The sequence below is a fragment of the Nonlabens sp. YIK11 genome, assembly GCF_001413925.1.
Taxonomy (GTDB): Bacteria; Bacteroidota; Bacteroidia; order Flavobacteriales; family Flavobacteriaceae; genus Nonlabens.
Genome location: NZ_LBMJ01000001.1, coordinates 322,724 through 346,108, shown reverse-complemented (window position 1 = coordinate 346,108; position 23,385 = coordinate 322,724). Strand labels below are relative to the sequence as shown.

At 41.6% G+C, this 23,385-nt stretch carries 26 protein-coding genes; 12 read left to right on the top strand and 14 right to left on the bottom strand.

The window, feature by feature from the left end; translation table 11 throughout:
• The first annotated feature begins 47 nt into the window (after positions 1-47).
• Entirely contained in the window at positions 48-1,136 is a 1,089-nt protein-coding gene (dinB, locus tag AAU57_RS01495; RefSeq protein ID WP_082438509.1) for a DNA polymerase IV, read from the top strand.
• A gap of 75 nt (positions 1,137-1,211) precedes the next feature.
• Here the strand turns inward: dinB and pyk are convergent, their stop codons facing one another.
• The 5 genes from pyk to AAU57_RS01470 form a co-directional block, all read right to left on the bottom strand.
• Positions 1,212-2,645, bottom strand: coding sequence for a pyruvate kinase (gene pyk / locus AAU57_RS01490; protein ID WP_055411233.1), 1,434 nt, complete (start codon positions 2,643-2,645; stop codon positions 1,212-1,214).
• Positions 2,645-3,130 carry an IPExxxVDY family protein gene (locus AAU57_RS01485; RefSeq protein WP_055411232.1) on the bottom strand — a complete coding sequence of 162 codons (486 nt, stop codon included), beginning with the start codon at positions 3,128-3,130 and terminating at the stop codon, positions 2,645-2,647. The genes pyk and AAU57_RS01485 overlap by 1 nt, the downstream gene beginning before the upstream one ends.
• 168 nt (positions 3,131-3,298) lie before the next feature.
• The gene (rnc, locus tag AAU57_RS01480; RefSeq protein ID WP_055411231.1) at positions 3,299-4,051 is read right to left on the bottom strand and encodes a ribonuclease III; all 753 of its coding nucleotides are present in this window, start codon (positions 4,049-4,051) and stop codon (positions 3,299-3,301) included.
• Between the two features lie 16 nt (positions 4,052-4,067).
• Positions 4,068-5,315, bottom strand: a complete 1,248-nt coding sequence (fabF, locus tag AAU57_RS01475; RefSeq protein ID WP_055411230.1) for a beta-ketoacyl-ACP synthase II — start codon at positions 5,313-5,315, stop codon at positions 4,068-4,070.
• Positions 5,316-5,325: 10 nt separating this feature from the next.
• Positions 5,326-5,562 (bottom strand): acyl carrier protein, encoded by a 237-nt coding sequence (locus AAU57_RS01470; protein WP_015361896.1) that lies wholly within the window; start codon positions 5,560-5,562, stop codon positions 5,326-5,328.
• 134 nt (positions 5,563-5,696) lie between these two features.
• Between AAU57_RS01470 and AAU57_RS01465 the strand changes: the two genes are divergently transcribed.
• The 3 genes from AAU57_RS01465 to AAU57_RS01455 are packed head-to-tail and all read left to right on the top strand — an operon-like array spanning position 5,697 to position 7,210.
• Positions 5,697-6,260, top strand: coding sequence for a phosphoribosylglycinamide formyltransferase (locus tag AAU57_RS01465; RefSeq protein ID WP_055411229.1), 564 nt, complete (start codon positions 5,697-5,699; stop codon positions 6,258-6,260).
• The gene (gene rnhA, locus AAU57_RS01460) at positions 6,260-6,745 is read left to right on the top strand and encodes a ribonuclease HI (protein WP_055411228.1); all 486 of its coding nucleotides are present in this window, start codon (positions 6,260-6,262) and stop codon (positions 6,743-6,745) included. Before AAU57_RS01465 ends, rnhA begins: the two co-directional genes overlap by 1 nt.
• Positions 6,746-7,210, top strand: coding sequence for a CYTH domain-containing protein (locus AAU57_RS01455; RefSeq protein WP_055411227.1), 465 nt, complete (start codon positions 6,746-6,748; stop codon positions 7,208-7,210).
• On the opposite strand, the gene AAU57_RS01450 is transcribed toward AAU57_RS01455, so the two are convergent.
• The 3 genes from AAU57_RS01450 to AAU57_RS01440 are packed head-to-tail and all read right to left on the bottom strand — an operon-like array spanning position 7,197 to position 10,698.
• Positions 7,197-7,967, bottom strand: a complete 771-nt coding sequence (locus AAU57_RS01450; protein ID WP_055413633.1) for an NAD(P)H-binding protein — start codon at positions 7,965-7,967, stop codon at positions 7,197-7,199. The two genes, AAU57_RS01455 and AAU57_RS01450, sit on opposite strands and share 14 nt — an antisense overlap.
• Positions 7,960-10,329 carry a M28 family peptidase gene (locus AAU57_RS01445; protein WP_055411226.1) on the bottom strand — a complete coding sequence of 790 codons (2,370 nt, stop codon included), beginning with the start codon at positions 10,327-10,329 and terminating at the stop codon, positions 7,960-7,962. The genes AAU57_RS01450 and AAU57_RS01445 overlap by 8 nt, the downstream gene beginning before the upstream one ends.
• A 15-nt stretch (positions 10,330-10,344) precedes the next feature.
• Positions 10,345-10,698: a hypothetical protein gene (locus AAU57_RS01440; RefSeq protein ID WP_055411225.1), complete on the bottom strand. Its 354-nt coding sequence runs from the start codon at positions 10,696-10,698 to the stop codon at positions 10,345-10,347.
• Between the two features lie 308 nt (positions 10,699-11,006).
• On the opposite strand from AAU57_RS01440, the gene hemH reads away from it, so the two are divergent.
• Positions 11,007-12,041 carry a ferrochelatase gene (gene hemH, locus AAU57_RS01435; protein ID WP_055411224.1) on the top strand — a complete coding sequence of 345 codons (1,035 nt, stop codon included), beginning with the start codon at positions 11,007-11,009 and terminating at the stop codon, positions 12,039-12,041.
• Here hemH and AAU57_RS01430 read toward each other — a convergent pair.
• Positions 12,038-12,784, bottom strand: a complete 747-nt coding sequence (locus AAU57_RS01430; protein ID WP_055411223.1) for a dienelactone hydrolase family protein — start codon at positions 12,782-12,784, stop codon at positions 12,038-12,040. The two genes, hemH and AAU57_RS01430, sit on opposite strands and share 4 nt — an antisense overlap.
• Positions 12,785-12,889: 105 nt before the next feature.
• On the opposite strand from AAU57_RS01430, the gene AAU57_RS01425 reads away from it, so the two are divergent.
• The 4 genes from AAU57_RS01425 to AAU57_RS01410 all read left to right on the top strand — a co-directional run bounded on the left by AAU57_RS01425 (position 12,890) and on the right by AAU57_RS01410 (position 15,852).
• Positions 12,890-14,284: an MATE family efflux transporter gene (locus AAU57_RS01425; protein ID WP_055411222.1), complete on the top strand. Its 1,395-nt coding sequence runs from the start codon at positions 12,890-12,892 to the stop codon at positions 14,282-14,284.
• A gap of 100 nt (positions 14,285-14,384) precedes the next feature.
• Complete coding sequence (locus AAU57_RS01420) at positions 14,385-14,867, top strand: acyl-CoA thioesterase (protein ID WP_055411221.1); 483 nt, start codon at positions 14,385-14,387, stop codon at positions 14,865-14,867.
• A 17-nt stretch (positions 14,868-14,884) separates the two neighbouring features.
• Positions 14,885-15,304, top strand: coding sequence for a hypothetical protein (locus AAU57_RS01415; RefSeq protein ID WP_055411220.1), 420 nt, complete (start codon positions 14,885-14,887; stop codon positions 15,302-15,304).
• Positions 15,305-15,420: 116 nt separating this feature from the next.
• On the top strand, positions 15,421-15,852 hold the full coding sequence (locus AAU57_RS01410; protein WP_055411219.1) for a hypothetical protein: 432 nt from the start codon (positions 15,421-15,423) through the stop codon (positions 15,850-15,852).
• A gap of 27 nt (positions 15,853-15,879) precedes the next feature.
• Here AAU57_RS01410 and AAU57_RS01405 read toward each other — a convergent pair whose 3' ends face one another.
• Positions 15,880-16,803, bottom strand: a complete 924-nt coding sequence (locus tag AAU57_RS01405; protein ID WP_055411218.1) for a DMT family transporter — start codon at positions 16,801-16,803, stop codon at positions 15,880-15,882.
• Entirely contained in the window at positions 16,796-17,155 is a 360-nt protein-coding gene (locus tag AAU57_RS01400; RefSeq protein WP_055411217.1) for an arsenate reductase family protein, read from the bottom strand. Before AAU57_RS01400 ends, AAU57_RS01405 begins: the two co-directional genes overlap by 8 nt.
• A 55-nt stretch (positions 17,156-17,210) precedes the next feature.
• Between AAU57_RS01400 and AAU57_RS01395 the strand changes: the two genes are divergently transcribed.
• Positions 17,211-17,666 (top strand): DinB family protein, encoded by a 456-nt coding sequence (locus AAU57_RS01395; RefSeq protein ID WP_055411216.1) that lies wholly within the window; start codon positions 17,211-17,213, stop codon positions 17,664-17,666.
• A gap of 44 nt (positions 17,667-17,710) precedes the next feature.
• A complete protein-coding gene (locus AAU57_RS01390) occupies positions 17,711-18,868 on the top strand; it encodes a cystathionine gamma-synthase (protein WP_082438508.1) in 1,158 nt (385 codons plus the stop codon).
• Between the two features lie 92 nt (positions 18,869-18,960).
• On the opposite strand, the gene AAU57_RS01385 is transcribed toward AAU57_RS01390, so the two are convergent.
• The gene (locus tag AAU57_RS01385) at positions 18,961-19,731 is read right to left on the bottom strand and encodes a THC0290_0291 family protein (protein WP_055411215.1); all 771 of its coding nucleotides are present in this window, start codon (positions 19,729-19,731) and stop codon (positions 18,961-18,963) included.
• A 220-nt stretch (positions 19,732-19,951) separates the two neighbouring features.
• On the opposite strand from AAU57_RS01385, the gene gdhA reads away from it, so the two are divergent.
• Positions 19,952-21,295: an NADP-specific glutamate dehydrogenase gene (gdhA, locus tag AAU57_RS01380; RefSeq protein WP_055411214.1), complete on the top strand. Its 1,344-nt coding sequence runs from the start codon at positions 19,952-19,954 to the stop codon at positions 21,293-21,295.
• A gap of 95 nt (positions 21,296-21,390) precedes the next feature.
• On the opposite strand, the gene AAU57_RS01375 is transcribed toward gdhA, so the two are convergent.
• Together AAU57_RS01375 and AAU57_RS01370 are read right to left on the bottom strand one after the other, a co-directional pair.
• Positions 21,391-22,296 (bottom strand): hypothetical protein, encoded by a 906-nt coding sequence (locus AAU57_RS01375; protein WP_231717747.1) that lies wholly within the window; start codon positions 22,294-22,296, stop codon positions 21,391-21,393.
• 220 nt (positions 22,297-22,516) lie between these two features.
• Positions 22,517-23,263 carry a glycosyltransferase family 2 protein gene (locus tag AAU57_RS01370; protein WP_055411212.1) on the bottom strand — a complete coding sequence of 249 codons (747 nt, stop codon included), beginning with the start codon at positions 23,261-23,263 and terminating at the stop codon, positions 22,517-22,519.
• Positions 23,264-23,385 lie beyond the last annotated feature (122 nt).

Sequence of the window (23,385 nt, the reverse complement as noted above, 5' to 3'; positions counted from 1 at the left end):
TTTCGGGATAATATATGACTCTTAGTTTCGTCAGTTAGAATTATTAAATTTTGAACACAGATCTTCGCAAAATCATACATGTGGATATGGATGCCTTTTACGCATCAGTAGAGCAACTCGATGCACCAGAATTAAAAGGCAAACCACTGGCAGTAGGCGGCAGCAGCAAGCGCGGTGTTGTGGCAGCAGCAAGTTATGAGGCGAGAAAATACGGTGTGCGCAGTGCCATGCCTAGCGTGACCGCTGCGCGATTGTGTCCAGATTTGATTTTTGTAAAAGCTCGTTTTGAAAGGTATCGCGAGGTCTCTAACCAGATACGTGAGATTTTCTTGGACTATACCGATCTGGTCGAGCCATTATCCCTGGACGAGGCCTATCTGGATGTCACGGAGAACAAACTGAATTATCCCAGCGCCACCATCATCGCCTACGACATACGCCGCAGGATTTATGAGACAACTGGTCTAACTGCCAGTGCCGGAATCTCCATCAATAAATTTATCGCCAAGGTTGCCAGCGATTACAATAAGCCTAACGGACAGATGACCATTACTCCTGATGAGGTGTTAGAATTTCTGGAGCAGTTGGACATCCGTAAATTTCATGGGATAGGAAAGGTGACTGCAGAAAAAATGTACCAGCATGGCATCTTTAACGGTGCAGATTTAAAATCAAAATCCAAGGAGTTTCTCGCAGAGCATTTTGGCAAAAGTGGTGTGTATTATTATGACATCGTACGCGGCGTTCACAAAAGCGCGGTAAAACCAGACCGAATTAGAAAATCATTGGGAGCAGAGCGTACTTTTTCTGATAACATCTCCAGTGAGATCTTTATGATGGAACGCCTAGACCAGATTGCCGAAGAAATTGAAAGGCGTCTAGCAAAAAGCGATGTTGCCGGGAAGACGGTCACGCTCAAAATAAAGTATAGCGATTTCAAAATGCAAACGCGCAGCAAAACGGTTTCCAACTACGTCGATAAGAAAGAACAGATCTTAGAAATTGCCACAGAGCTGGTGCGTCAGGAATCCTTTCGCGAAAGCGTACGTTTGCTAGGGTTGTCTTTGAGCAATCTTAATACAGAGGACAAGGACGAAGAAGAGCCTGTTGAGGTACAGCTGGAGTTTGAGTTTTGATTGCCGTCATCAAAAACTGAAAAAGCTGGAAAAACAATAAAGTCTTTCCAGCTTTTAAAATATATGAAATGAGGATTATTCTACCTCACTAACTCTCAAAGTGTTTACCATTCCTTTTTCTGTCACTGGCATTGCAGCTAGATTGATAAGGAAATCTCCTTTTTCTACAAATTTCTTGTCTTTGGCAAACTTGTTCACGTCCTCAATCGTTTCGTCTGTACTTACAAAACGATCATAGTTAAACGCTTGAACACCCCAAAGCAAACTAAGTTGTGTCAAAATACGGCTGTTGCTGGTAAAGGTCAAGATATGCGCCGCGGGTCTCCAGGCACTGATCTGGAATGCGGTGTAACCAGAATTGGTCATGGTCGTGATGGCCTTGGCGCTAATTTCATCAGCCATTTTAGCGGCGTGATAACAAATAGATTTAGTGATATACCTTTTAGTCTTGATATGAGGCGCCGCATGTGGGACTTTGATAAGCTCACTATCTTCCACTGCGCGACAAATGCTTGCCATCTTTTCAATCACCTGAACGGGATATTGTCCTACAGATGTTTCACCAGAAAGCATTACTGCATCAGCACCATCCATAACGGAGTTTGCTACGTCATTAACCTCGGCTCTGGTTGGTGTCAAACTTGTGATCATGGTTTCCATCATTTGCGTGGCAATGATCACAGGAATTCTCGCGTTTTTAGCTTTAAGCACCAGTTGCTTCTGGATAAGTGGTACTTCGTGCGCTGGAATTTCAACACCTAGATCACCACGTGCCACCATGAGTCCATCACAGTAAGCAACGATCTTGTCGATGTTTCTTACGGCTTCGGGTTTTTCAATTTTGGCAACGATTGGGATTTTATGTTCAGAGTGCTCTTTGATCAGATCTTGCAATTGTATCAAATCACGACTGTGACGTACAAAGGATAGCGCCATCCAGTCTACTTGAAGTTCACAGGCAAATTTTGCATCCACGATATCCTTTTCAGTCAACGCTGGTAAGGACACATTGGTTTGAGGTAGGTTGACACCTTTTTTAGACCTGAGCGGGCCACCTTGAATTACCTTAGTCAGCACGTTTTTCTCACCGTCTGTCTTGACCACTTCAAAAATCAATTTACCGTCATCCAATAGAATGCGCTCGCCAGCCTTAACGTCTTTTGGGAATTGATCGTAGTTCATGTAGACATTCTCGGCCGTTCCCTTAAAAGGTTTACCGGTCGTGAAGGTGATTTGATCACCAGCCTTGACGACTACTTCTTCACTCATGACACCTACACGCAATTTAGGACCTTGTAGGTCTCCTAAAATACCGGTTGCAAATCCATGCTCTTTGTTCAGGTCGCGTATCATTTGAACACGTTCTCTAACGGCCTCGTGATCTGCGTGTGAGAAGTTGATTCTAAAGACATTCACACCAGCGCGTATCATGTCCAGTAAAACTTCTTTTGTCGCTGTTGCTGGCCCTAGGGTAGCAACTATTTTGGTCTTTTTAAGGGTACTATTCATTATTCGAAAATTAAATAATCCGTATTTTTTATCGAGGTTGCATCAGCTTGATAGACTGATATGACCTGTGGTATCTCGTTAAGTTCGCTCAGCAATTTCTTTAATGGGAAATGTTCTGGATCCTTCTCAATCTTAAGTAAAAAATCCACTGTGCGATACTCTTTTATCAATGTTGTTTTTATCTCGTCCACTTGATGGGTAGCAAACAAACCAGCACTGGATGTTGATTTGATTTGAGCCCGGCAGTGGTTGGGAATCAAATATAAGGAAGCATTTTGATCCACATCCTTATAATGATACACGGGAAATCTGGCAATGTATTCCTGTAAGGTGATATCTTGATCCTTTTCCTGTCTCTTAAAAGAAACCTTGAGGTACTTATTTATAAAATAAGCCATTCTGTAAGGTTCACAAGTGGAATGGATGCCTATGAGCACAAACGGCTCATCTTCCATATCCCAATCAACTAATTTGTGAGTGCCCATAAGTAATCAATCTACAAAAATAACCTAACACTGCTTGAAAGGTGGCGTTGAAGATGGTAAGTTTAATTACGCAAACGTTTTCGTTAATAAGTAAAACATTGATTTTGTTGTATTTCGCTTTCGCGAAAGCGAAATGATCACAGACCTGGTTGGCAAGATCCGCGATGGTTACTTCTTGGCAATACGGTCCTGCAAAGCAAAAAATGCTCGCTTACTGGCTTTTTCTTCTGCTTTTTTCTTTGATGTTGCTCGAGCCTTTGCGACGACTTTTTTATCAATTGAAAATTTAACCGCAAAGTGTCTTACCTCATTAAAGCCAGTATCCTCATAGACATCAAAATCAAATATTTTCTTGTTTTTCTGACACCATTCAATCAACAGGCTTTTGTATGAGATGACCTTTCCTTCCAGTTTATGGATATCCACATAAGGCTCAACCACTTTTTTGCAGATGAATTTCTTACAGGATACGTAACCTCTATCCAGATAAACCGCACCAACAAGGGCTTCAAAAAGATTCCCGTAGATGTTGTTCCCAAAATTTTTAGGCGGCACTTGGGTTTTGGCAAACGCGAGCAGGCCAAAATCTTGTCCCAGTTCATTGAGATGTTCGCGGCTCACTATCTTAGAACGCATCTTTGTTAGATATCCTTCATCACCACTGGGAACCTCATTGTAGATGTACTCTGCGATGATGGCACCTAGAATGGCATCGCCTAAAAATTCCAGGCGCTCATAGCTTATGACATTGCCATCTTCACATTTGAGTCCCATGGACTTATGCGTGAAAGCAGTATGATAAATATTGATGTTTTTAGGAGTAAGTCCTGTAATTGCTTTAATTCCTTTTTGTAGCCTTTCTGTATCTAATACTAAAGGTGTTGTTTTACGTGAGGAAAAAAGACTTTTAATTCTATTCATCTGATCGTTTCAGATTCTAGATTTTTCTAAAGGCAATACAACAGTTGTGACCTCCAAAACCGAAGGTATTGCTCAACGCAACTTTTACCTCGCGTTGTTCTGGTTGATTAAGGATAAGGTGTAGGCTAGGATCAATATTTTCATCAACCGTGGTGTGGTTGATGGTAGGTGGCACAATGCCGTGATTGATCGCCATTACACTGGCAATAGACTCGATGGCGCCGGCAGCACCCAGTAGGTGGCCTGTCATCGATTTTGTAGAATTGATACTGATTTTGGGAGCGTGATCACCAAATACGGCTTTAATCGCCTTAAGTTCTGCCACATCACCTAGCGGTGTGGAAGTACCATGAGTATTGATGTGATCCACATCTTCTGGTTTGATACCAGAATTCTCCAATGTGTTTTTCATAACGGCAATCACTCCTTTTCCTTCTGGATCTGGTGCGGTAATGTGATAGGCATCGCTGGAGAATCCACCGCCGATGACCTCAGCATAGATTTTTGCTCCGCGAGCTTTGGCATATTCATAACTTTCAAGAACCAGTGCACCAGCACCTTCACCCAGGACAAAACCATCTCTGGTCGCGTCAAAAGGTCTGCTAGCTGTTTCTGGACTCTCGTTGCGGGTCGATAGGGCATGCATGGCATTGAATCCACCCATTCCAGCCTGCGTCACCGCAGCCTCTGATCCACCGGTGACAATAACGTCACAGTGGCCCAATCGTATATAATTCATGGCGTCGAGCATCGCATTTGCACTCGATGCACATGCAGAAACCGTAGTATAATTAGGTCCCATGAATCCATACTTGATGGAAATGTGGGCCGGAGCGATATCTGCAATCATTTTAGGGATGAAGAAAGGATTGAAACGTGGCGTACCGTTACCGTTTGCAAACGCCTTAACCTCTTCTTGAAAAGTTTCCAGGCCACCTATACCGGCGCCCCAGATAACACCGACTCTATTCTTATCAATAGAGTCGGTATCAAGTCCGGAGTCAGCTATCGCCTCGTCGCCTGCTACCAGTGCGTACTGGGCAAAACGATCCATACGTCTAGCTTCCTTACGGTCTATGAAATCTTCGACTTTAAAGTCTTTGAGTTCACAAGCGAATTTTGTCTTGAAATGTTCTGTATCAAAATAGGTGATGTCGGCACAGCCGCTTTTTCCTGCTTTCAACGCTTCCCAGTACTCCTGTAGGTTGTTACCTATAGGTGTTAGGGCGCCCATTCCTGTAATGACAACTCGCTTTAATTCCATGTACTCTTAATTAAGCTTTTGCTTCTTCTATATAGGAAACAGCTTGACCTACAGTAGCGATGTTTTCTGCTTGATCGTCTGGGATTTGAATATCAAATTCCTTTTCAAATTCCATGATCAGCTCAACGGTGTCAAGTGAGTCAGCGCCCAGGTCATTAGTGAAGCTAGCTTCAGTTACTACCTCATTCTCGTCCACGCCTAGTTTGTCAACGATAATCGCTTTTACTCTTGATGCAATGTCAGACATAATAATCTTGTTTTAATTTTTAATGAATGGCAAAAATAACAAACTTTGCGACAAAACCACGGTTATTAAAATTATGTGAAGATCAAATACTGATTTCATTTATGCCTAATGAACCACATTCCTATATTTGATAAATGAAGAAGATCGTAATTTTTGCAAGTGGTGGCGGCAGTAATGCGCAGGCCATACTGGATTATTTTAAGGACTCTGCAAAAATAAAGGTGTCGCTTATTTTAACAAATAATCCTCAAGCTGGTGTGCTGGATCGTGCTAGAAAATCTGGTGTTGCAGCGATGAGTTTTAACAAGTTCGCTTTCGCGAAAGCGAACTCCATTCATCAACTACTTAAAAGTATAGATCCAGACCTGATCGTCCTCGCGGGTTTTTTATGGAAGTTCCCAGAGCATCTCGTGGTCGATTTCCCCAATAAAATCATCAATATCCATCCGGCATTATTGCCTAACTATGGAGGCAAAGGCATGTATGGTATCCATGTGCATCGAGCTGTGGTGGAAAATAAAGAGAATGAGAGTGGCATCACCATTCATTATGTCAACGAGCATTATGATGAAGGTGCCATCATCCATCAGGCAGTTTGTGAACTGGAAGCTACAGATGCACCCAAAGATGTGGCCCGCAAAGTCTTGGAACTGGAACACGAGCATTTCCCCAAAACCATTGAAGGATTATTGAGCTAATGGATCAGGTACATATATATACAGACGGTAGCTCACGCGGTAATCCAGGACCTGGCGGTTACGGCATTGTCATGGAACAGGTAGGACGCAATTTCAAAAAAGAATTTGCTCAAGGCTACCGTAAGACGACCAACAACCGGATGGAACTGCTGGCTGTGATTGTTGCCTTGGAAAAAATCAAAAAGCCAGAAATTCCCATCACTGTTTTCACAGATAGCAAGTATGTAAGTGACGCAGTCAATAAAAAGTGGATCGACGGCTGGATAAGACGCAAATGGAAGAACGTCAAGAACGTCGACCTCTGGAAACGATTTATAAAGGCTTATAATCAGGCTCCAGCCAAATTTGTCTGGATCAAGGGACACAACGACCATCCTCAAAACGAGCGTTGTGACCAACTCGCTGTTTATGCTGCCACGCATCCAGAAAAGCATCTCATTGATGAGGGTTTTGAGGCTGGCGAGAAAGATTTATTCAAAAAGTAAATGCAAGAAATAGAACGCAAATTCTTGATTGAGAACGCTGATTTCCTGAAGGGCCTAAAAGGCTTAAAAATCGTCCAAGGTTATTTAAGCAGTGATCCAGAACGAAATGTACGCGTGCGCATCAAAGGCGATCAAGGCTTTCTTACCATCAAAGGAATTTCAAATGATTCTGGTACCAGCAGGTTTGAATGGGAAAAAGAAATTGATGTTCAAGAGGCACAGCAGCTTCTAAAATTATGCTTGCCAGGCGTGATTGATAAAACCCGTTTTGAAATACCTGTAGGTAAACACATCTTTGAAGTGGACGTTTTTGATGGCGAAAACAACGGACTTATCATAGTAGAGGTAGAACTACAAAATGAAAAAGAGCTTTTTGAAAAACCGGAATGGCTAGGTCAAGAAGTCACAGGCGATGTACGGTATTATAATTCCTATCTAGTAAGTACTCCATTTACACAATGGTAGAAACAATCTTCTTCCCAACAGAATTACCTTCTTCAAAAGTAGGTGCTTCCACGTTGAATGTATCAGCCATTTTTGTGTAATAGGATTCTCTTGACTCGTGAGGTTCACTTATGGCGTGAATTATAGGTGCGTGTAGGTCACCTACTATGACGCTAGTGATCACATTGATCAAATAATCCCGATCAGTCATGTTAACTGGTGCAGCTGGGTTGGATACATTTTTTCTGCCAGCCAGCATCTTGATGGGATGGCGCTCATCGCCTATGAGTCCGCCAGGTCTTATGATAGTTGTAGTGGCGTTAGCTTTTTGAATCACCTTTTCTGCGGCAATGAGTTTTTTACCTTTTGAATTTTGGGCGTTAGGTTTAGCAGCTTCATCATATATTGGAATACCTGCTTGATCTTCAAAAACTGAAGTCGTTGAAACGTAAATCAGTTTTTTGAGGCTGGAGTGTGCTTCAATATTTCTAAGCAGTAATCGAATCCTACCGGCATAATCACTTTGGGGATTGGACCTCAAACCCGGCGGAATGTTCACCACCAAGACTTCCAAGCCTTCCAAAAAAGCTTCAATGCCACCATCGATATAGGTTTCTCCCAGATCCACTACATAAGGATCGATGCCGGCGTCTCGTAGTTCCTCTAGTTTGGAAATACGGGTCGTGGTTCCTTTGACCTGAAAATTCTGTTTCAAGAGCCGGATCGCTAGAGGTTTTCCCAACCAGCCACAGCCCATAATGCCTATAATCTTACTCATCAGCTGGCGTTGGGTTTGTAGTGATATGTTTTTGAACAACTACCGCATCATTTAATACAAAGGGCATGGGCATGGTATCTTCAGGTCGTTGTGATACTCCAAAAACAGGTTGCTCCAACAAGTCAAAACTGGCGGCATACACATCAAATTCTGGAGATTGCGTGGCGTCAAAAGTCAATTCCATAACCAGCGGTGCCTGATTAGAAACATAGTAGGAGATGATTCTGTTGCCTCGTCTATAGGTAAAAGGCTTCCCATTCTCATCCATGGGAACCACGACGCCATTGATGACCGCCTTGCTAAACTGAAACTCAGGATCACAAAAAACTTCCCATCGATCTACCTGGCGATCGCTACGTACCAGAAGTTTGATCGTTCTCAAACCGTTGACAGTTGTGTCTACCGTGATTTGGGATTCTACGGGTGGCAGATTGATCGCTGTGGCTTCTTTTATATAAGTGAATCGGCCATTGTATTTTGAATCAATGGTTTTGGCATCGCCGGTATCTGCCGGTTGTGGATCGTCACCTATTTTTTCCTTGGTCCAGTCGCTCAAATGATTGTCATAAGTAGCCCATTGCGCGGTTTGTGAATCTGCATCAAGAAGATAGACCAAGCTGGTTTTTTGTGGAGTGGTTGAAGAGAATTCCGCTTTCGCGAAAGCGAAATAAACAAAAACACCACATATCAAAAATGACAGTATTGCCAGCAACTTTTTCTTGCGGTAATGTCCCAAAATAGGAACGAGCAGGCCAAATACCAGAACGCTCAAAACAGCGGCGACAAAAAGAATATTCATGCCCAGCGCCACGGGAAATGCCACCACAAAAGGCACGAAAATAAAGATCGTTGGAATAGCGAGTAGCAGCATAATGAGGTAGCTGGGACGTTTTTGGTAGATGTTGAGCCACAGCAAAAACAAGCCACAGATCAACGGAATGATAAAGAATCCAGCGCCCGGCAAATAGGCCGCAGGCACTAACCCAGAATCACCTACGGGAAATGCCAGTAGTAGGCAGATAATCCATAATAATATCAGCGGCGCAACGCTATGACTGGCCACTCGTGTCTTGTTATAAAAGAAATGATAGAGTAGAAAGGCGACCGCGATTCCAAAAAATGCGGTTGCTGCCACCCATAAATATCCCGTTGCGGGAAAAACACTGGATTGCTCTACATAAAAAGGACTGGTCCTTATAGCTTGCCAGGTGTAGGTCGGTACCAGATAACTTAAAGCCAGACTTCCCAAAAACGGTATAAACCCAACCAACATTTGACCTAAGGAAATGCGCTTTTTGGCAATGCCGTAAATGATCAAGCCCAATAATAAAATCCCACTGATGATGATCAGGATGGACATCCATGAAAAGGGAAAACTAACCATTCCCAAAACGGGCAATGGGAAATAAATATCATCTGTGCCTACCTTTGTCTTGAAACCATCGCTTAAGTCTGTGGCGGCAAAATAATCCAGCAGCGGCATGAGGTAACTGCCCTGGTGAGCGAGTGTGTTTCGGTCCAGGTTCTCATAATTGTCCAACTGTGTATGATAGTCAATATGATCACCTATAAAGGCAAAGTTGAGACCGTTGATATCGCCATCTTCACGCATGACGGTAAGATCTGTATCGTTGGGTAGTTTTTTGTAGATGCTGTAAGCGAGTGAATTAGTTACCGGATATTCAACATCAGCCGCTTTAAAGGCATCTATGATTTTGCGATTGCCTCCATTAGTTTCTACCAGCATATAGCTAGGACCGCCGCTACCACGAGATTCAAAATTGAGGATCATTTTGATATCCTTTGTATAGCGATGGTTGTTTACAAAGTAATCTGCACCGTTAAGGCCTAACTCTTCAGCATCTGTAATGATGATGATGATGTCGTTGACGGGTTTTTTATCTGTGAGATAGGCGCGAATGCCTTCCAGAATGGTCGCAACTCCAGAGGCGGCATCACTGGCACCCAAAGAACTGTGCGGATCGCTGTCATAATGCGTCATCAAGGCAATGGCATCACCGGTGTTTCCAGTTCCAGGAATACGAGATATGATATTGCTGGGTCGTGCTAGATTGCCGTACTCATCGATGGTAAAACCGGTCTGGATCTCTACTTTGAGCCCCATTTTTTCCAGCTGGCGCTTGATGTAGATGCGGTTTTCCTCGTGGGCTTTGCTGCCTACATAGTGAGGTGCTTTGGAAAGTTCTTTGACATGAGCCAGTGCTCTGGCGGTAGACCATTCATTTGCAGGAAGATTGTTCTCAACACTACCGCTGGGCGTCTGGCTATGAAAGGCATACCAGATCATCGCGATGAGCACAAGAAAGGAAAAAGCAGACGTCACATGGGATTTGGCTCTCATAATAGATGGTTGGAATTAAGTATCTCGTTTTACAATCAGGTAATTGTCCTCGTCCATGGCTAGATATCCTTGATCGTATATAAAGTAATAGGTTGCTCCTTTTTTGGTGGTATAAATGCTGGTAAAAAAGGTGAAGTCAAACCCTTTGGACAACAACTTATTACGGGTCGTTTTTATTTTGCCAGATGGGTTGAGCTCATTAAGCACGCGCCAGTTTTTGCGCAGCCTGTTGTTGATATTGCGCATGAGCGCACTGCTGTCGCGATTGAGTTTATTGTTCGCAACATTACGGCAATAATCGCTGCAAAAACGCTTGTCTGCACGACCTCGTACTTCTTCACCACATTCTGGACATGCACGTTTTGCCATGGGAATAGTTTGGTTAAATGTACTTAACTATTTGTAAACGGTTTGATGCCGTACGGAAATTAAAAGGATCAAGTTTAAAAACGTAGATGCGTGTTTGAGATGGCAGCTTTTGTCGGTTTCTGTTCCTGACGTTATCTGGATGCTTGTTTTTGTGCATTAGGTTGAGATTGATTACGCTTTCCTGCCTGACCGGCAGGCAGGCGCGAAAGCGAAATCCATAACAACATTTGATATAACCATAAGCATTGAGGTAATGAATCTACTTAAACACCGACCATAAAACAGTTATTTTTGTACAAACACAGCTTATGAAAAAAGGAGTCTTACTTGTCAATCTAGGATCGCCAGACACACCAGAACCTAAGGACGTGAAACGTTATCTGGATGAATTTCTTATGGATGAGCGTGTGATTGATCTCCCTTATATATTAAGAGCCATTTTGGTTAAGGGAATCGTACTCAACACCAGACCAAAGAAAAGTGCCGAGGCATATTCAAAAATCTGGTGGGAAGAAGGCAGCCCATTAATTGTGTTGTCTGAGCGTTTACAGGAGAAAATTGATACCTATACCAGTGTTCCCATTGCGCTGGCCATGCGTTATGGCGGCATGACCATAGAAAAAGGAATGCAGGAATTGCATGATCAAGGAGTTACTGAGGTGCTACTAGTTCCTTTATATCCGCAATTTGCAATGGCCACTACGGAGACTATCGTGGTAAAAGCTGATGAATTGCGCAAGGAAAAGTTCCCGCACATGAACTTTACCCAGATGCCACCATTCTATAATCATCCAGATTATATACGCGTGCTATCGGAATCCATAAAGGAATCCCTGGAAGGAAAAGACTATGAACATTTACTGTTTTCATACCATGGTGTTCCTAAAAGGCACATTAGAAAAAGTGATATTACCAATGGTCACTGCAAGATGGACGGCAAGTGTTGTGCAACGCCATCACCGGCACACCAGTTTTGCTACAGCCACCAGTGCAAGGAAGTGACCCGACTGGTAGGTGAATATCTAGAGATGGAAGATGGTACTTATTCTACCACCTTTCAATCTAGATTAGGTTTTGATCCATGGTTAACTCCATATACCGATCGTACCATAGAACGCATGGGACTAGGTGGAACAAAAAAACTGGCGATTGTCACGCCAGCTTTTGTAAGTGACTGCCTAGAGACACTAGAAGAAATCGCTATGGAAGGCGAGGAAATCTTTCACGAGGTAGGCGGTAAGGAGTTTCACGTCATACCGTGTTTGAACACGCGTGAAGATTGGGTCAAAGTCTTGAGCCGCTGGATTGACGAATGGGCCATGAGCGAACCAGTCGCGGTTTAATCCTTAGAAAACACCTCGGCTAATAGGTCTTGAACGCGGTTCCAGGAATCTTTATCTGCTTCTGCATCATAATCTAGCGGCAGGTCATATTTCTCAGCCTTGGCATTAGCGTTTTTGTTGGTGTAGGCATGTTTGACTTCAGGATAGGTGACATATTCATAGTTCACGTCGATGGCATCCATGGCATTTGTCCAGGCCTCAATACTTTCTTCTGATACAAAAGGATCGTCTGCGCCGTTTGCAACGACGATTTTTGCGGCAAGCTTCTCGTTAGGCATGATGGGAAGCTCGACTTTGGAATGAAAGGCCATCACAGCTTTAAGTGGTAATCCTGCATTTGCCATGCTTAATGCCATCGCACCTCCAAAACAGTAGCCTACAGCAGCCGTGTTTCCTGCATCTACTATGGATTCCCTATGGAAAGCATCCATGGCTGCTTGAAATAGAGCCACTGCGTGATCTGGATCTTTTTTTACTTTTTCTGAAAGCTTTGTAGCTTCCTCGGCATCTTTTGCGACCATGCCATTACCATAAAAGTCAACGACAAGAGCAGCATAACCTAGAGCGGCATATTCATCTGCTCGCCATTTGATGTAATCTGTCATTCCCCAAAATTCTGGACATACCATTACACCTGGTTTGGGTGCGACGGCATCATCTGGTAGGGAAAGGTATCCTACATATTTCTGGTCCTTATATTCATAGGGTATTTGAATTCCTTGAAGCTCGCTTTTATTTTTCATCTTTTTATTTTCAAGATATTCATTTTTAAAAGGCCTAGTTTTTAAAGAACCGTTAATCCTTATTATAATGCTGCTTTGTAATTAGATTTGCGGAAAGATCATTCATTGGCCACACCCAATCTATCCCAAGAAAAAAGCGCCCTTTTAGGAACCGAATCGATTCCTAGTTTGTTGGTCAAGCAAGCCGTGCCGGCCTCGATTGGTATTCTGGTAATGTCCCTTAATATTTTAGTGGATACCATTTTTGTAGGCAATTGGATAGGATCTGTAGCCATCGCAGCCATCAATGTGGTTTTGCCCGTATCGTTTTTTATTGCCGCCTTAGGTATGGCAATAGGAATAGGCGGCGCGAGTATTATCTCTCGAACATTAGGTGCTGATGATCGTGCTAAGGCCAAGCGCACTTTTGGTAATCAGCTATCATTGACGATTGTTATCACGACAGTGCTGGTGATTTTGGGGCTGTTTTTTATCAATGATCTGGTTCCGGCATTTGGCGGGAAAGGAGATATTTTTGAACCTGCCAAAATCTACTATCGCATTGTTCTTTATGGGGTTCCCATTCTCGCGTTGTGCATGATGGGCAATAACGTTATACGCGCCGAAGGCGCTCCAAAACACGCCATGATCGCCATGATGATTCCATCTGTCGGGAATTTGCTGTTGGATTATATATTGATCAACAGGCTGGATATGGGCATGGAAGGTGCGGCATGGGCTACCACGGTAAGTTACGGTCTATGTTTTATGTATATCGCCTGGTTCTTTCTATCTGGTCGCAGCGAGTTGATGCCTTCTTTAAAACAACTTTTACCTGACTGGATGATTCTTAAGGAAATAGGTGGTCTAGGTTTTGTCACTTTAGGCAGACAGGCAACCACCAGTGTTTTGTACCTCATTTTGAACAACATTCTGTTTGAACTGGGCGGCGAGGACAGCGTATCGGCCTTTGGGATCATAGGTCGTTTGATGATGTTTGCCATCTTTCCAGTGCTGGGAATCACGCAGGGTTTCCTACCTATAGCAGGCTATAATTACGGGGCACGGCAATGGAAACGCGTGCGTGCCGTGATTTACACGTCTATAAAATATGCCTGCATTTTAGGGGTGTTGATTTTTGTGCTGCTATTTGTTTTTGCCAGTGAAATTGCTGGAGTTTTTATCGATAACCAGGCAGTTATTGATCAAACCACAGTAGCGATACGCACCGTGTTTTTTGCGGTTCCCATCATTGCGATCCAGCTCATAGGCGCTGCTTATTACCAGGCGATAGGTAAAGCCTTGCCAGCATTTTTACTCACCACACTGCGTACGGGAATTATCTTGATACCTTTATTGCTATTGCTCAGTCATTATTATGGGATTGACGGCGTGTGGATCAGTTTTCCCATTGCAGATATTTCCAGCACGATCATTACCGCTTACTTTTTATGGAAGGCGATGCAAAAATTGTACGAGGCTCCAGAGAAAGATATGTCTATGGGTAAGGAAGAGGTTTAAGAAGAGTTCGCTTTCGCGAAAGCGTAATTATCATAAGCTTTTTTAAAAATTACCAGCTGTCAAGCGCACCTTTTCTACCTTGCGCGTTTATTTCAATTTTATGTATACCAAAAAATTTGACGTACGCTGGAGTGATCTGGATGCAAACCGTCATATGGCAAACAGTGCCTATCAAAATTTTATGAGCCATACCCGTATGGCGTATTTGATAGAGAATGGTTTTGGTCAACAGCAAATGCAGGAATATCAAACTGGGCCTGTCATTTTTAACGAAAACATATATTATTTCAAGGAAATTCACCAGGGTCAACCCATAACTGTAAGTTGTGAGCTAACTGGGATGAGTGAAGATGGTAGTTTGTTTAGCTTTAGACATAATTTTTATGATCACAAAGGGAAGAATCTCGCTCGCGGATTGATGACTGGTGCCTGGATGAATCTTAAGGAACGCCGCATCACAGCGCTGCATGAAGATCTTTATAAGATGATTGATCATTTACCTAAATCTGACGATTTTAAAGAAATTCACCTTAAAGAAACCAGGTCTCACGGTCAATTGCCAGAAGACCTAGGTAATCAATAGTCAACCGAACTTTCCTTATGCCATCCATTGAGAACTCCATCTACCGTAAACATATCTTGAAGAAGCTGGAGTTCCGGTTTGGTGAGTTTTATTTGTGCAAGGACTTTATCGTGTCTGAAGTTTATGAAGGTTTTGTTTTTGGTGTAGAAGAAGCTACACAAGTGGTGGATGAGAGCGTTGCGTACTACAATAAAATGGAACTCTTCCATAAAAAGCTGTACATCGCTAACCGTATTCACAAATATTCTGTGAAACCTACCGGCTGGCTCAAATTTGGTCACCTTAGGAAATACCTATATGGCTATTGCGTCGTTGATGATACGCAACATGGTGTCATGAGTGCTATTCTGGAGTCTAAATTTGTGCCTATTGCGTTCAAATCTGTAACCAGTCTAGGTGATGCCATCGACTGGGCACTTAAGCGTCAAATGAAATAACAAGCAAGGCACTGACCTGTAAAAGATTAGGTATCCATTAGTGTCGTCCATCGATTTTTTAACCAATAAACATCGCTTAGAACTTACTATTTTCAAGGGTTTGTTATTTTTGACAAATGATTTCCATTGAAGAGTCTGACTATAGTGACCTGATTTTATGCAAGCTAGAATTTGATTTTGGCGATGTATATTTAATGGAAGATATGTTTGTCACAGAGCTTAAGGAAGGTGTGGTAGGTTGCGCAGATCATGTGTATCAAGTTCTTGATAAAGCATTAGCATACTATGAACAATACAACGTGGTGAAGAGAAGAGTATGGATCGCTAACCGCACTAGAAAGTACTCTGTCAAACCAGTCGAATGGATCCGGCTTAAAAATCTAGCTCACAAATATCTTTGTGGTTATTGTGTGGTTGACAATACCAGAAATGGTATCACAAATGCGATTCTAGAATCAAGATTCGTGCCTGTGAATTTTAAGTCTGTCACAGATTTAGGAGAGGCTATAAAATGGGTAGCCCTCATTCAAGCCAAACAGAAACAATAACCGTTTTTTGATTTTTAGGTCAACAATCTAGTTTGAATCGCTTAATAGTTTTTCAGACAATTCTCTTTTGGATTTCTTTCCCGCCAGATACACACCCAGAAATATTACCGCACCAGCTGCAGCTTTCACCCAAGTAAGCTCATCAGTTCCCAATGCTACTGCTATAAGTGCCGCAAGTAACGGCTGCAAATACACAAATACCGCAACAACACTAGGCTTGAGAGTGCGTATGGCAATAATGTTGAGCATATACGTACCAAAGGTCGCAAAGATGACCACATAGGCAATATTGAGAATCACATGACTCGAGGCATTAGAAACATCAAAACCTAAACCTTGCTGGATCCCAAATGGTGTGATGAATAACACGCCAAACAGATACAGCCATTTCATAAGTGTGAATACGTGGTATTTTTTGGTGAGTTTTTTGGCTAGTAAAATATAGAATGAATAGGACAGTGCATTCAAGAAAATAAGAACATTCCCTAAAAAGGGATCTGCCGCAACCTGATTGGGTGTTGAGGAAAGAAAGATTAAAAATGCAGCACCACTAAAACCGAGTCCTATTCCCAATACCTTCCAGAAGTGTAGATGTTCTTTGAGAAAAATGGCGCTCAATACTGCTACAATGATAGGAGTAGTGACCATTAATACAGATGCAGTTATGGGCGTGGTTAATGATAGACCCCACATAAAGGTCACCATGTTGAACCCTACACCACAAAACGCAGCTAATGCTATAAGAGGCAATTCCTTAAAAGGCACTTTTTCTTTGGGCCCGGCAAATAAAGATATGGTCCAGAATATCGCGCAGGTAAAAACCACCCGATACCAAGTCAATCCAAACGGACCTATATGTTCTGGCGTGACTTCTTTTGCAGATGAAAAATTGATCGCATAGAATAACGCGACAAGTGTGGCGCAAACGAGCGCTATCTGGCGTTTAGTCATTAGCTACTGCCTTTTTTGCCTCTGCCACCACTTTTTTTGCATTACCTATATAAGCTTGATCGTTATAAATAAGTATAGGGCGTTTGATGAATGTATAATGATCTAGTAACAGATCTTTATAATCAGCTTCACTCAGGTCTTTTTCATGTAGGTTGCGACCGCGATACAATTGGGCGCGACGATTGAATAGAGATTCATAAGAACCACTTTGTTTTTTGAGGTACTCGAGTTGTTCTTTTGTGATAGGATGTTCCTTTGTGTTTTGTAAAGTCACAGTATCTGGCAACTCCAATTCTTTTAAAATACGCTGACAGGTATTGCAGCTGTCTAAGTAGATAAATAGATTTTCCATATAGCAAAATTACGACAGCACATCCTTAAATGATACCTTTATAAAAACGAATCCCATGGATAGCAGATTTGAACATCTTCTCATCACCCGTAAACACTTTATAACATTAATAGACAACCTCACTACAGAGGAACTCAACAAGGTACCAAAAGGTTTTTCCAACAATATTATTTGGAATGTCGTGCATTGCATGGTCACCCAGCAGGGATTGATGTACGGTTTGTCTGGTTTGGAACAATTGATGTCCAAAGACGTGATCCTGCAATATAAACATGGCACCAGACCAGAGAAGGACTTAACAGAAAATGAAATTACTTCTTTTAAAAACCAGTTGGTTCCCATGTTGGAAACTACTGTAAAGGATTATGAGAATGGCGCTTTTAGCAATTTTAAAAAGTATACCACAAGTAAGGGTTATTCCCTATCATCGATTGAAGACTCCATCAATCTGGTAAACATCCATGAAGGTATTCACCTGGGATATGCACTTGCTATTAGAAAAACCCTGTAGATCGAGGATGGAACTATAGTCTCTCAACCAACGAGGAATACTTAATGGAAAACAAAACGATGAAATTCAATACCAAAACGATTCACGGCGGCCAGGAAAATATTGATCCAGCCTACCATAGTGTGATGCCACCTATATACCAGACCAGTACTTTCAAACAAGAGAAAATAGGCCAGCATCCAGAGTTTGCATATGCTCGCAGTGGCAACCCAACTAGAACGGCGTTGGAGAAGTCATTGGCCAGTTTGGAAAATGGCACGTATGGATTGGCTTTTGGATCTGGATTGGCAGCAATTGACGCGGTACTCAAATTATTGAAGCCAAGCGATGAGGTGCTTTGTACAAATGACCTATATGGTGGTTCCTATAGATTGTTTACTAAAATCTATGAGGATTTTGGGATCAAGTTTCGGTTTGTGGGAATGAGTGATGCGAGCAAGATAGAGTCTTTTGTAAATGAAAGTACAAAGCTCATCTGGATCGAGACACCTACTAATCCCATGATGAATATCATTGATGTCGCCGCAGTGGCTCAAATTGCTGAACGTAATAAATTGTTGCTCGCGGTTGACAACACTTTTGCTACTCCATACTTACAGCAACCACTGGACCTAGGTGCAGATATTGTGATGCATAGCGCTACAAAATATCTGGGCGGCCATAGCGATGTAGTCATGGGTGCGCTAGTGGTAAAGGATCAAGATCTTGCAGACAGGCTTTACTTCATCCAGAATGCCAGCGGTGCCGTTCCAGGACCTCAAGATTGTTTTTTGACACTGCGAGGTATTAAGACCCTACACGTTAGAATGCAGCGTCATTGCGAGAATGGAAAAGCGGTAGCTCACTTTCTCAAGTCTCATCCTAAAGTGGATAAAGTATACTGGCCAGGTTTTGAAGACCATCCCAACCATAATATTTGCTCAAAACAGATGACGGATTATGGCGGCATGGTGTCCTTCACTACTAAAGCAGACACCAGGGAAAGCGCCGTCCAGTTGGTAGAGCGTTTGAAAGTCTTTACGCTGGCCGAGAGCCTAGGTGGCGTGGAATCGCTCGCTGGTCATCCCGCAACCATGACCCATGCCAGTATTCCTAAAGAAGAGCGTGAAAAAACAGGAATCGTGGATTCTTTGATCCGCTTGTCTGTTGGAATTGAGGATATTGACGATCTAATTGATGATTTGAAACAGGCATTGGCCTAGATAAAATCCATAATGAAGTACGTGTGTTTTAATGGATTCGCTTTCGCGAAAGCGATACTTTCTAAAAGTACTACGACAAGCTAAAAAGCTGTTTACAAATAATAGATGTAACCTATGTTGAACCACCAGATCCAGTCGTCGTTGCGGTTATTGGGATTGTTGGGACTCAAGCCATCCACGTAGTTGTCATCATAATAATGCCAGGCAGAAGAGATCAACAAATCACTTAATGGAGTCAACTTGTATCTCACGCCTAGATCTGCTACATAGGCCAGTGTACTGCCTCGATCGGTATCTATACGATCAATGAACGTGGGAAATGTAGTGATACTGTTGCCTAATGGTCCCAGAGAACTTTCAGCTTCTGGTTTGTAGTTGGCATAGTGTAAGCCTAAGCCTACATATGGAGCCCATTTGTAACCACCATTTTGGAAATCACGTATGCTCCATGGATAATACTCCAGGTGTGCGCCAGCTTCAAAGACCTTTGCCTTTCCTTCCATAGAACGTAGCTGTAAACCACCTATACTGTTGCGTTCTGCAAGTTCGCTCAAGTGATTTAAGGTGGTCACGTGATAGGCGAGTTGGGATCTAATTTTGAAATGGTCGTTCCAGTAGGTGTCACGGCTGTAGCAATTACAGTCTGCACGGTAGGCAAAGTTGATGTAGTGAATCAGCCCAATTCCTATACCAACATTTCCTTTGTTGGTATCAAAGTCATAACGTTCACCGTAATCGCTTTGAAAAGCAACTGGGCCCGCGATAACACCTACTTCATGAGAAAAACCTAGTTGCGCCTGTGAAATATTCATGCAGGTACTCAAGAAGAGCAAAAAAAGTATTCCAGCAAACCTGCTATTCATCGATTAATTGTTTGATGCAGCGCCAAATATAACAAATTACATTTCTTGCCCTACGATGAAACGCAGGAATATCAGATTTAGTCTACACACAAAATACACCTATAAATTATCGCGATGTGGGCATGCTTAAAATAATGGTAATTAAAAGTTAAGTGAATTGGATAATTTTATCTTTGCAGCTTTAACGAAAACGTTTTTTGAAACGCTTATTTTATAAATAATGGAAAAAAACATCCAAGATTTTATCGATTTAGTAGAAAAAAGGAATCCCAACGAGCCTGAATTTATTCAAGCCGTCACTGAGGTGGCTGAGGTTGTCATTCCTTTTATTGAAGAAAATCCAGAATATGGTGCAGACAAGTTACTGGAGCGCATGGCAGAGCCTGAGCGCGTGACCATGTTTAGAGTGCCATGGACAGATGATAATAACGAGGTGCAGGTAAACCGTGGTTACCGCATCCAGATGAACAGCGCAATAGGTCCTTATAAAGGTGGTTTGCGTTTTCACCCATCGGTAAACTTGAGCATTCTTAAATTTCTTGCCTTTGAGCAAACGTTTAAGAACAGTTTGACAACGCTACCTATGGGCGGCGGTAAAGGTGGATCTGACTTTAATCCTAAAGGGAAGTCTGACCGTGAGGTGATGCGTTTTTGCCAGTCCTTTATGACAGAACTGCAACGCGTGATAGGTGCTGATACTGATGTTCCAGCCGGAGATATAGGTGTAGGTGGTCGCGAGATAGGATACCTTTTTGGCCAATACAAAAAAATCAGAAATGAATTCACTGGAATTCTTACCGGTAAGGGAAGATCATACGGTGGTTCATTAATACGACCAGAGGCTACCGGTTACGGTAACGTGTACTTTGCAGAAAACATGTTAAAGACCAGAAACGAAAAAATCGAGGGCAAGACCGTCGTCATTTCTGGATCAGGAAACGTGGCGCAATACGCTGCAGAAAAGATCATACAATTGGGTGGTAAAGTAGTCACCATGTCAGACTCTGATGGATTTATCCACGACGAGACTGGAATCGATGGAGAGAAGTTAGCTCACGTCATGTACATCAAGAACGAGAAGCGTGGTCGCATCAAGGAATATCTAGATAAATATCCAGACGCAAAATTCCATGAAGATGCAAGACCATGGTCTATCAAGTGTGATATCGCCTTACCATGTGCCACTCAAAACGAGTTGAATGGTGACGAGGCAAAAACCCTTGTTGAAAATGGATGTATGTGTGTAGGTGAAGGCGCTAACATGCCTTGTACGCCAGACGCTATCGAGCACTTCCTTGATAAGAAAATCCTATTTAGCCCAGGAAAAGCCAGTAACGCTGGTGGTGTGGCAACCTCTGGACTAGAGATGTCCCAAAACTCTTTGAGATACAGCTGGACTGCCGAAGAGGTTGACAACAGACTACACAGCATCATGAACGACATTCACGAGGCATGTGTAAAATATGGAACTGACGAGGACGGTTTTACAGATTATGTAAAAGGCGCAAACATCGCTGGCTTCGTAAAGGTTGCAGACGCAATGTTAGCTCAAGGAATCGTATAGTAGCATTCTGATTATAAAGAGTTCGCTTTCGCGAAAGCGTCATAAAACTAAAAGCCTCTGATCATTTCAGAGGCTTTTGTTATATTGAAAATCACTCATGAATCAGAAGTGGTAGTAAGTAATGAATTCTGTTTTGTATGCTCAAGAACTCCAATAAATAGGAAGGGGACACAGAATAAAAAATAGGAGACATCTATTTTACTCTCAAAAATTGCATTATTAAAACCATGCTGGGTCACCATGTAACCAGAGTAAAAAAATATAGAAAGAAATAAAGTGAAGCCAGTGTAGATAAATCTTTCTGACAAATTTTTAGCGAAAATTCCAAATCCTATCGCAATTATAAAAAGGATAGGCACAAAGTGCGCAGGAAGTAAAAATGAGGATTGAATTATAAACGGATTTATTTCATAAAACTCATTGGGGAAGAAAATTATAAAAGGCAAAAACGTAAGTGTAAATACTGCGAGAATCATTGTTGCAAGAAATGAAGCTTTCAAAAACGTCATACTTGAAGTCTTTATTAAGGATAAAAAGAATACAATGTAAGCTAAGGAATAAACACTGCGTGTTGATAGTAATAGACCTAGAGCTACAACAATCAGAATCATTCTCTTCTCAGGTTTCATTATCGATTTTTCAAAATATAGTAGAGCTATCGCTACTAATACTGAAAAACTAATGATATTACTCAATGAGAATATTTCCCATAGCATAAAGATGGAAATAACAGTTAAGATTAAAAAACTTGAATTATAGGTCTCACAGTAGAAACGTTTGTAAAAAATCCCTAAGGCCATGAATCCTAAAGCACTTAATAGGCTGTAGGCTTTGAAAAAATCGAATGGTAACGCGATAAGAAAATAAATAGGCATTGGCCCAGGAGGATTTCCTACGTGTGATATGGCACTATATGGATATCTTCCATTTAACAAGTTTGTTAAAAAGGAATTAATCACACTCCATCTATCAACATTTAATTGCTCAGGAGAAATGTACACATAACTCAATAGAGCTAGAAAAAACGGAATAATGATCAATGTATTGATAACAATGCTTTGACACTTTTTAAAGGTCGTAATTTTGTTTATGAAAACAATGAACGTAATTTGACCTATCAAATAAAATAAAGTTAGGAGTTCGTATTGATCAGTATATCTTTCAGAATATTTATAACAGAAAAGGCAATTGATAAAGATTAATACAGCAAATGATAAGTATTTAATCATTTAAAAAAATTAATGATTTTACTTTAAAATTACGGTGTAAAAAGTACCTTATAGATACTTCAATTACACCTATTCCATACTTGACGCTTCTCGAAAAATTAATTGAAGATGCTTCTTCAAAATATTTTGTTGGACAAGTTATTTCGGCTATTTCATAATTCATCATGCAAATTTGTGCTAACAACTGATTATCAAAAATAAAATCATCAGAATTTTTATCGAAATTTATTTTTTGTAAAATACTTTTTGAAAAGGCACGATAACCAGTGTGGTATTCGGCAAGTTTTTGATTCATCAAAATATTTTGAAATAGAGTTAACCATCGATTTGCGACATATTTATACAAAGGCATACCGCCATTGAGAGCACCATTCCCTAAAATCCTCGATCCTAATACTACTTTATAAACGTCATTTGCTATAAGAAAAGCCATTGAGTGAATAAGCTTAGGTGTATATTGGTAATCTGGGTGCAGCATTATAACGATGTCAGCGTTTAGTTCTAAAGCGGCATTGTAACAACTCTTTTGATTAGCACCATATCCTTTATTCTGCTTGTGTCTTAGTATATTTTTAATTCCTAATTTTCTAGCAAAGTCAGTCGTTCTATCAGTACTATGATCATCCACTAATATGACCTCATCAACAATGTCAAATGGAATTTCGTTGAATGTTTTTTCAAGTGTCTTTTCTGCGTTGTAAGCAGGAAGCACCACAACTATCTTTTGATTGTTTATCATTGTAACGAATATAATATTACTATTTGTAATTGAGTTCGAACTGTTGGTGATCATTTATTTTATAAAATCCACAGGATTCAGCTTAATACGGATTGACAAATTATTTTTCAATTAATCACCAT

Coding starts and splice junctions, on each gene's coding strand:
- pyk (WP_055411233.1), bottom strand. CDS start 2,645: ATGAATAGTACCCTTAAAAAGACCAAAATAGTTGCTACCCTAGGGCCA.
- AAU57_RS01485 (WP_055411232.1), bottom strand. CDS start 3,130: ATGGGCACTCACAAATTAGTTGATTGGGATATGGAAGATGAGCCGTTT.
- rnc (WP_055411231.1), bottom strand. CDS start 4,051: ATGAATAGAATTAAAAGTCTTTTTTCCTCACGTAAAACAACACCTTTA.
- fabF (WP_055411230.1), bottom strand. CDS start 5,315: ATGGAATTAAAGCGAGTTGTCATTACAGGAATGGGCGCCCTAACACCT.
- AAU57_RS01470 (WP_015361896.1), bottom strand. CDS start 5,562: ATGTCTGACATTGCATCAAGAGTAAAAGCGATTATCGTTGACAAACTA.
- AAU57_RS01465 (WP_055411229.1), top strand. CDS start 5,697: ATGAAGAAGATCGTAATTTTTGCAAGTGGTGGCGGCAGTAATGCGCAG.
- rnhA (WP_055411228.1), top strand. CDS start 6,260: ATGGATCAGGTACATATATATACAGACGGTAGCTCACGCGGTAATCCA.
- AAU57_RS01455 (WP_055411227.1), top strand. CDS start 6,746: ATGCAAGAAATAGAACGCAAATTCTTGATTGAGAACGCTGATTTCCTG.
- AAU57_RS01450 (WP_055413633.1), bottom strand. CDS start 7,967: ATGAGTAAGATTATAGGCATTATGGGCTGTGGCTGGTTGGGAAAACCT.
- AAU57_RS01445 (WP_055411226.1), bottom strand. CDS start 10,329: ATGAGAGCCAAATCCCATGTGACGTCTGCTTTTTCCTTTCTTGTGCTC.
- AAU57_RS01440 (WP_055411225.1), bottom strand. CDS start 10,698: ATGGCAAAACGTGCATGTCCAGAATGTGGTGAAGAAGTACGAGGTCGT.
- hemH (WP_055411224.1), top strand. CDS start 11,007: ATGAAAAAAGGAGTCTTACTTGTCAATCTAGGATCGCCAGACACACCA.
- AAU57_RS01430 (WP_055411223.1), bottom strand. CDS start 12,784: ATGAAAAATAAAAGCGAGCTTCAAGGAATTCAAATACCCTATGAATAT.
- AAU57_RS01420 (WP_055411221.1), top strand. CDS start 14,385: ATGTATACCAAAAAATTTGACGTACGCTGGAGTGATCTGGATGCAAAC.
- AAU57_RS01415 (WP_055411220.1), top strand. CDS start 14,885: ATGCCATCCATTGAGAACTCCATCTACCGTAAACATATCTTGAAGAAG.
- AAU57_RS01410 (WP_055411219.1), top strand. CDS start 15,421: ATGATTTCCATTGAAGAGTCTGACTATAGTGACCTGATTTTATGCAAG.
- AAU57_RS01405 (WP_055411218.1), bottom strand. CDS start 16,803: ATGACTAAACGCCAGATAGCGCTCGTTTGCGCCACACTTGTCGCGTTA.
- AAU57_RS01400 (WP_055411217.1), bottom strand. CDS start 17,155: ATGGAAAATCTATTTATCTACTTAGACAGCTGCAATACCTGTCAGCGT.
- AAU57_RS01395 (WP_055411216.1), top strand. CDS start 17,211: ATGGATAGCAGATTTGAACATCTTCTCATCACCCGTAAACACTTTATA.
- AAU57_RS01390 (WP_082438508.1), top strand. CDS start 17,711: ATGGAAAACAAAACGATGAAATTCAATACCAAAACGATTCACGGCGGC.
- AAU57_RS01385 (WP_055411215.1), bottom strand. CDS start 19,731: ATGAATAGCAGGTTTGCTGGAATACTTTTTTTGCTCTTCTTGAGTACC.
- gdhA (WP_055411214.1), top strand. CDS start 19,952: ATGGAAAAAAACATCCAAGATTTTATCGATTTAGTAGAAAAAAGGAAT.
- AAU57_RS01370 (WP_055411212.1), bottom strand. CDS start 23,263: ATGATAAACAATCAAAAGATAGTTGTGGTGCTTCCTGCTTACAACGCA.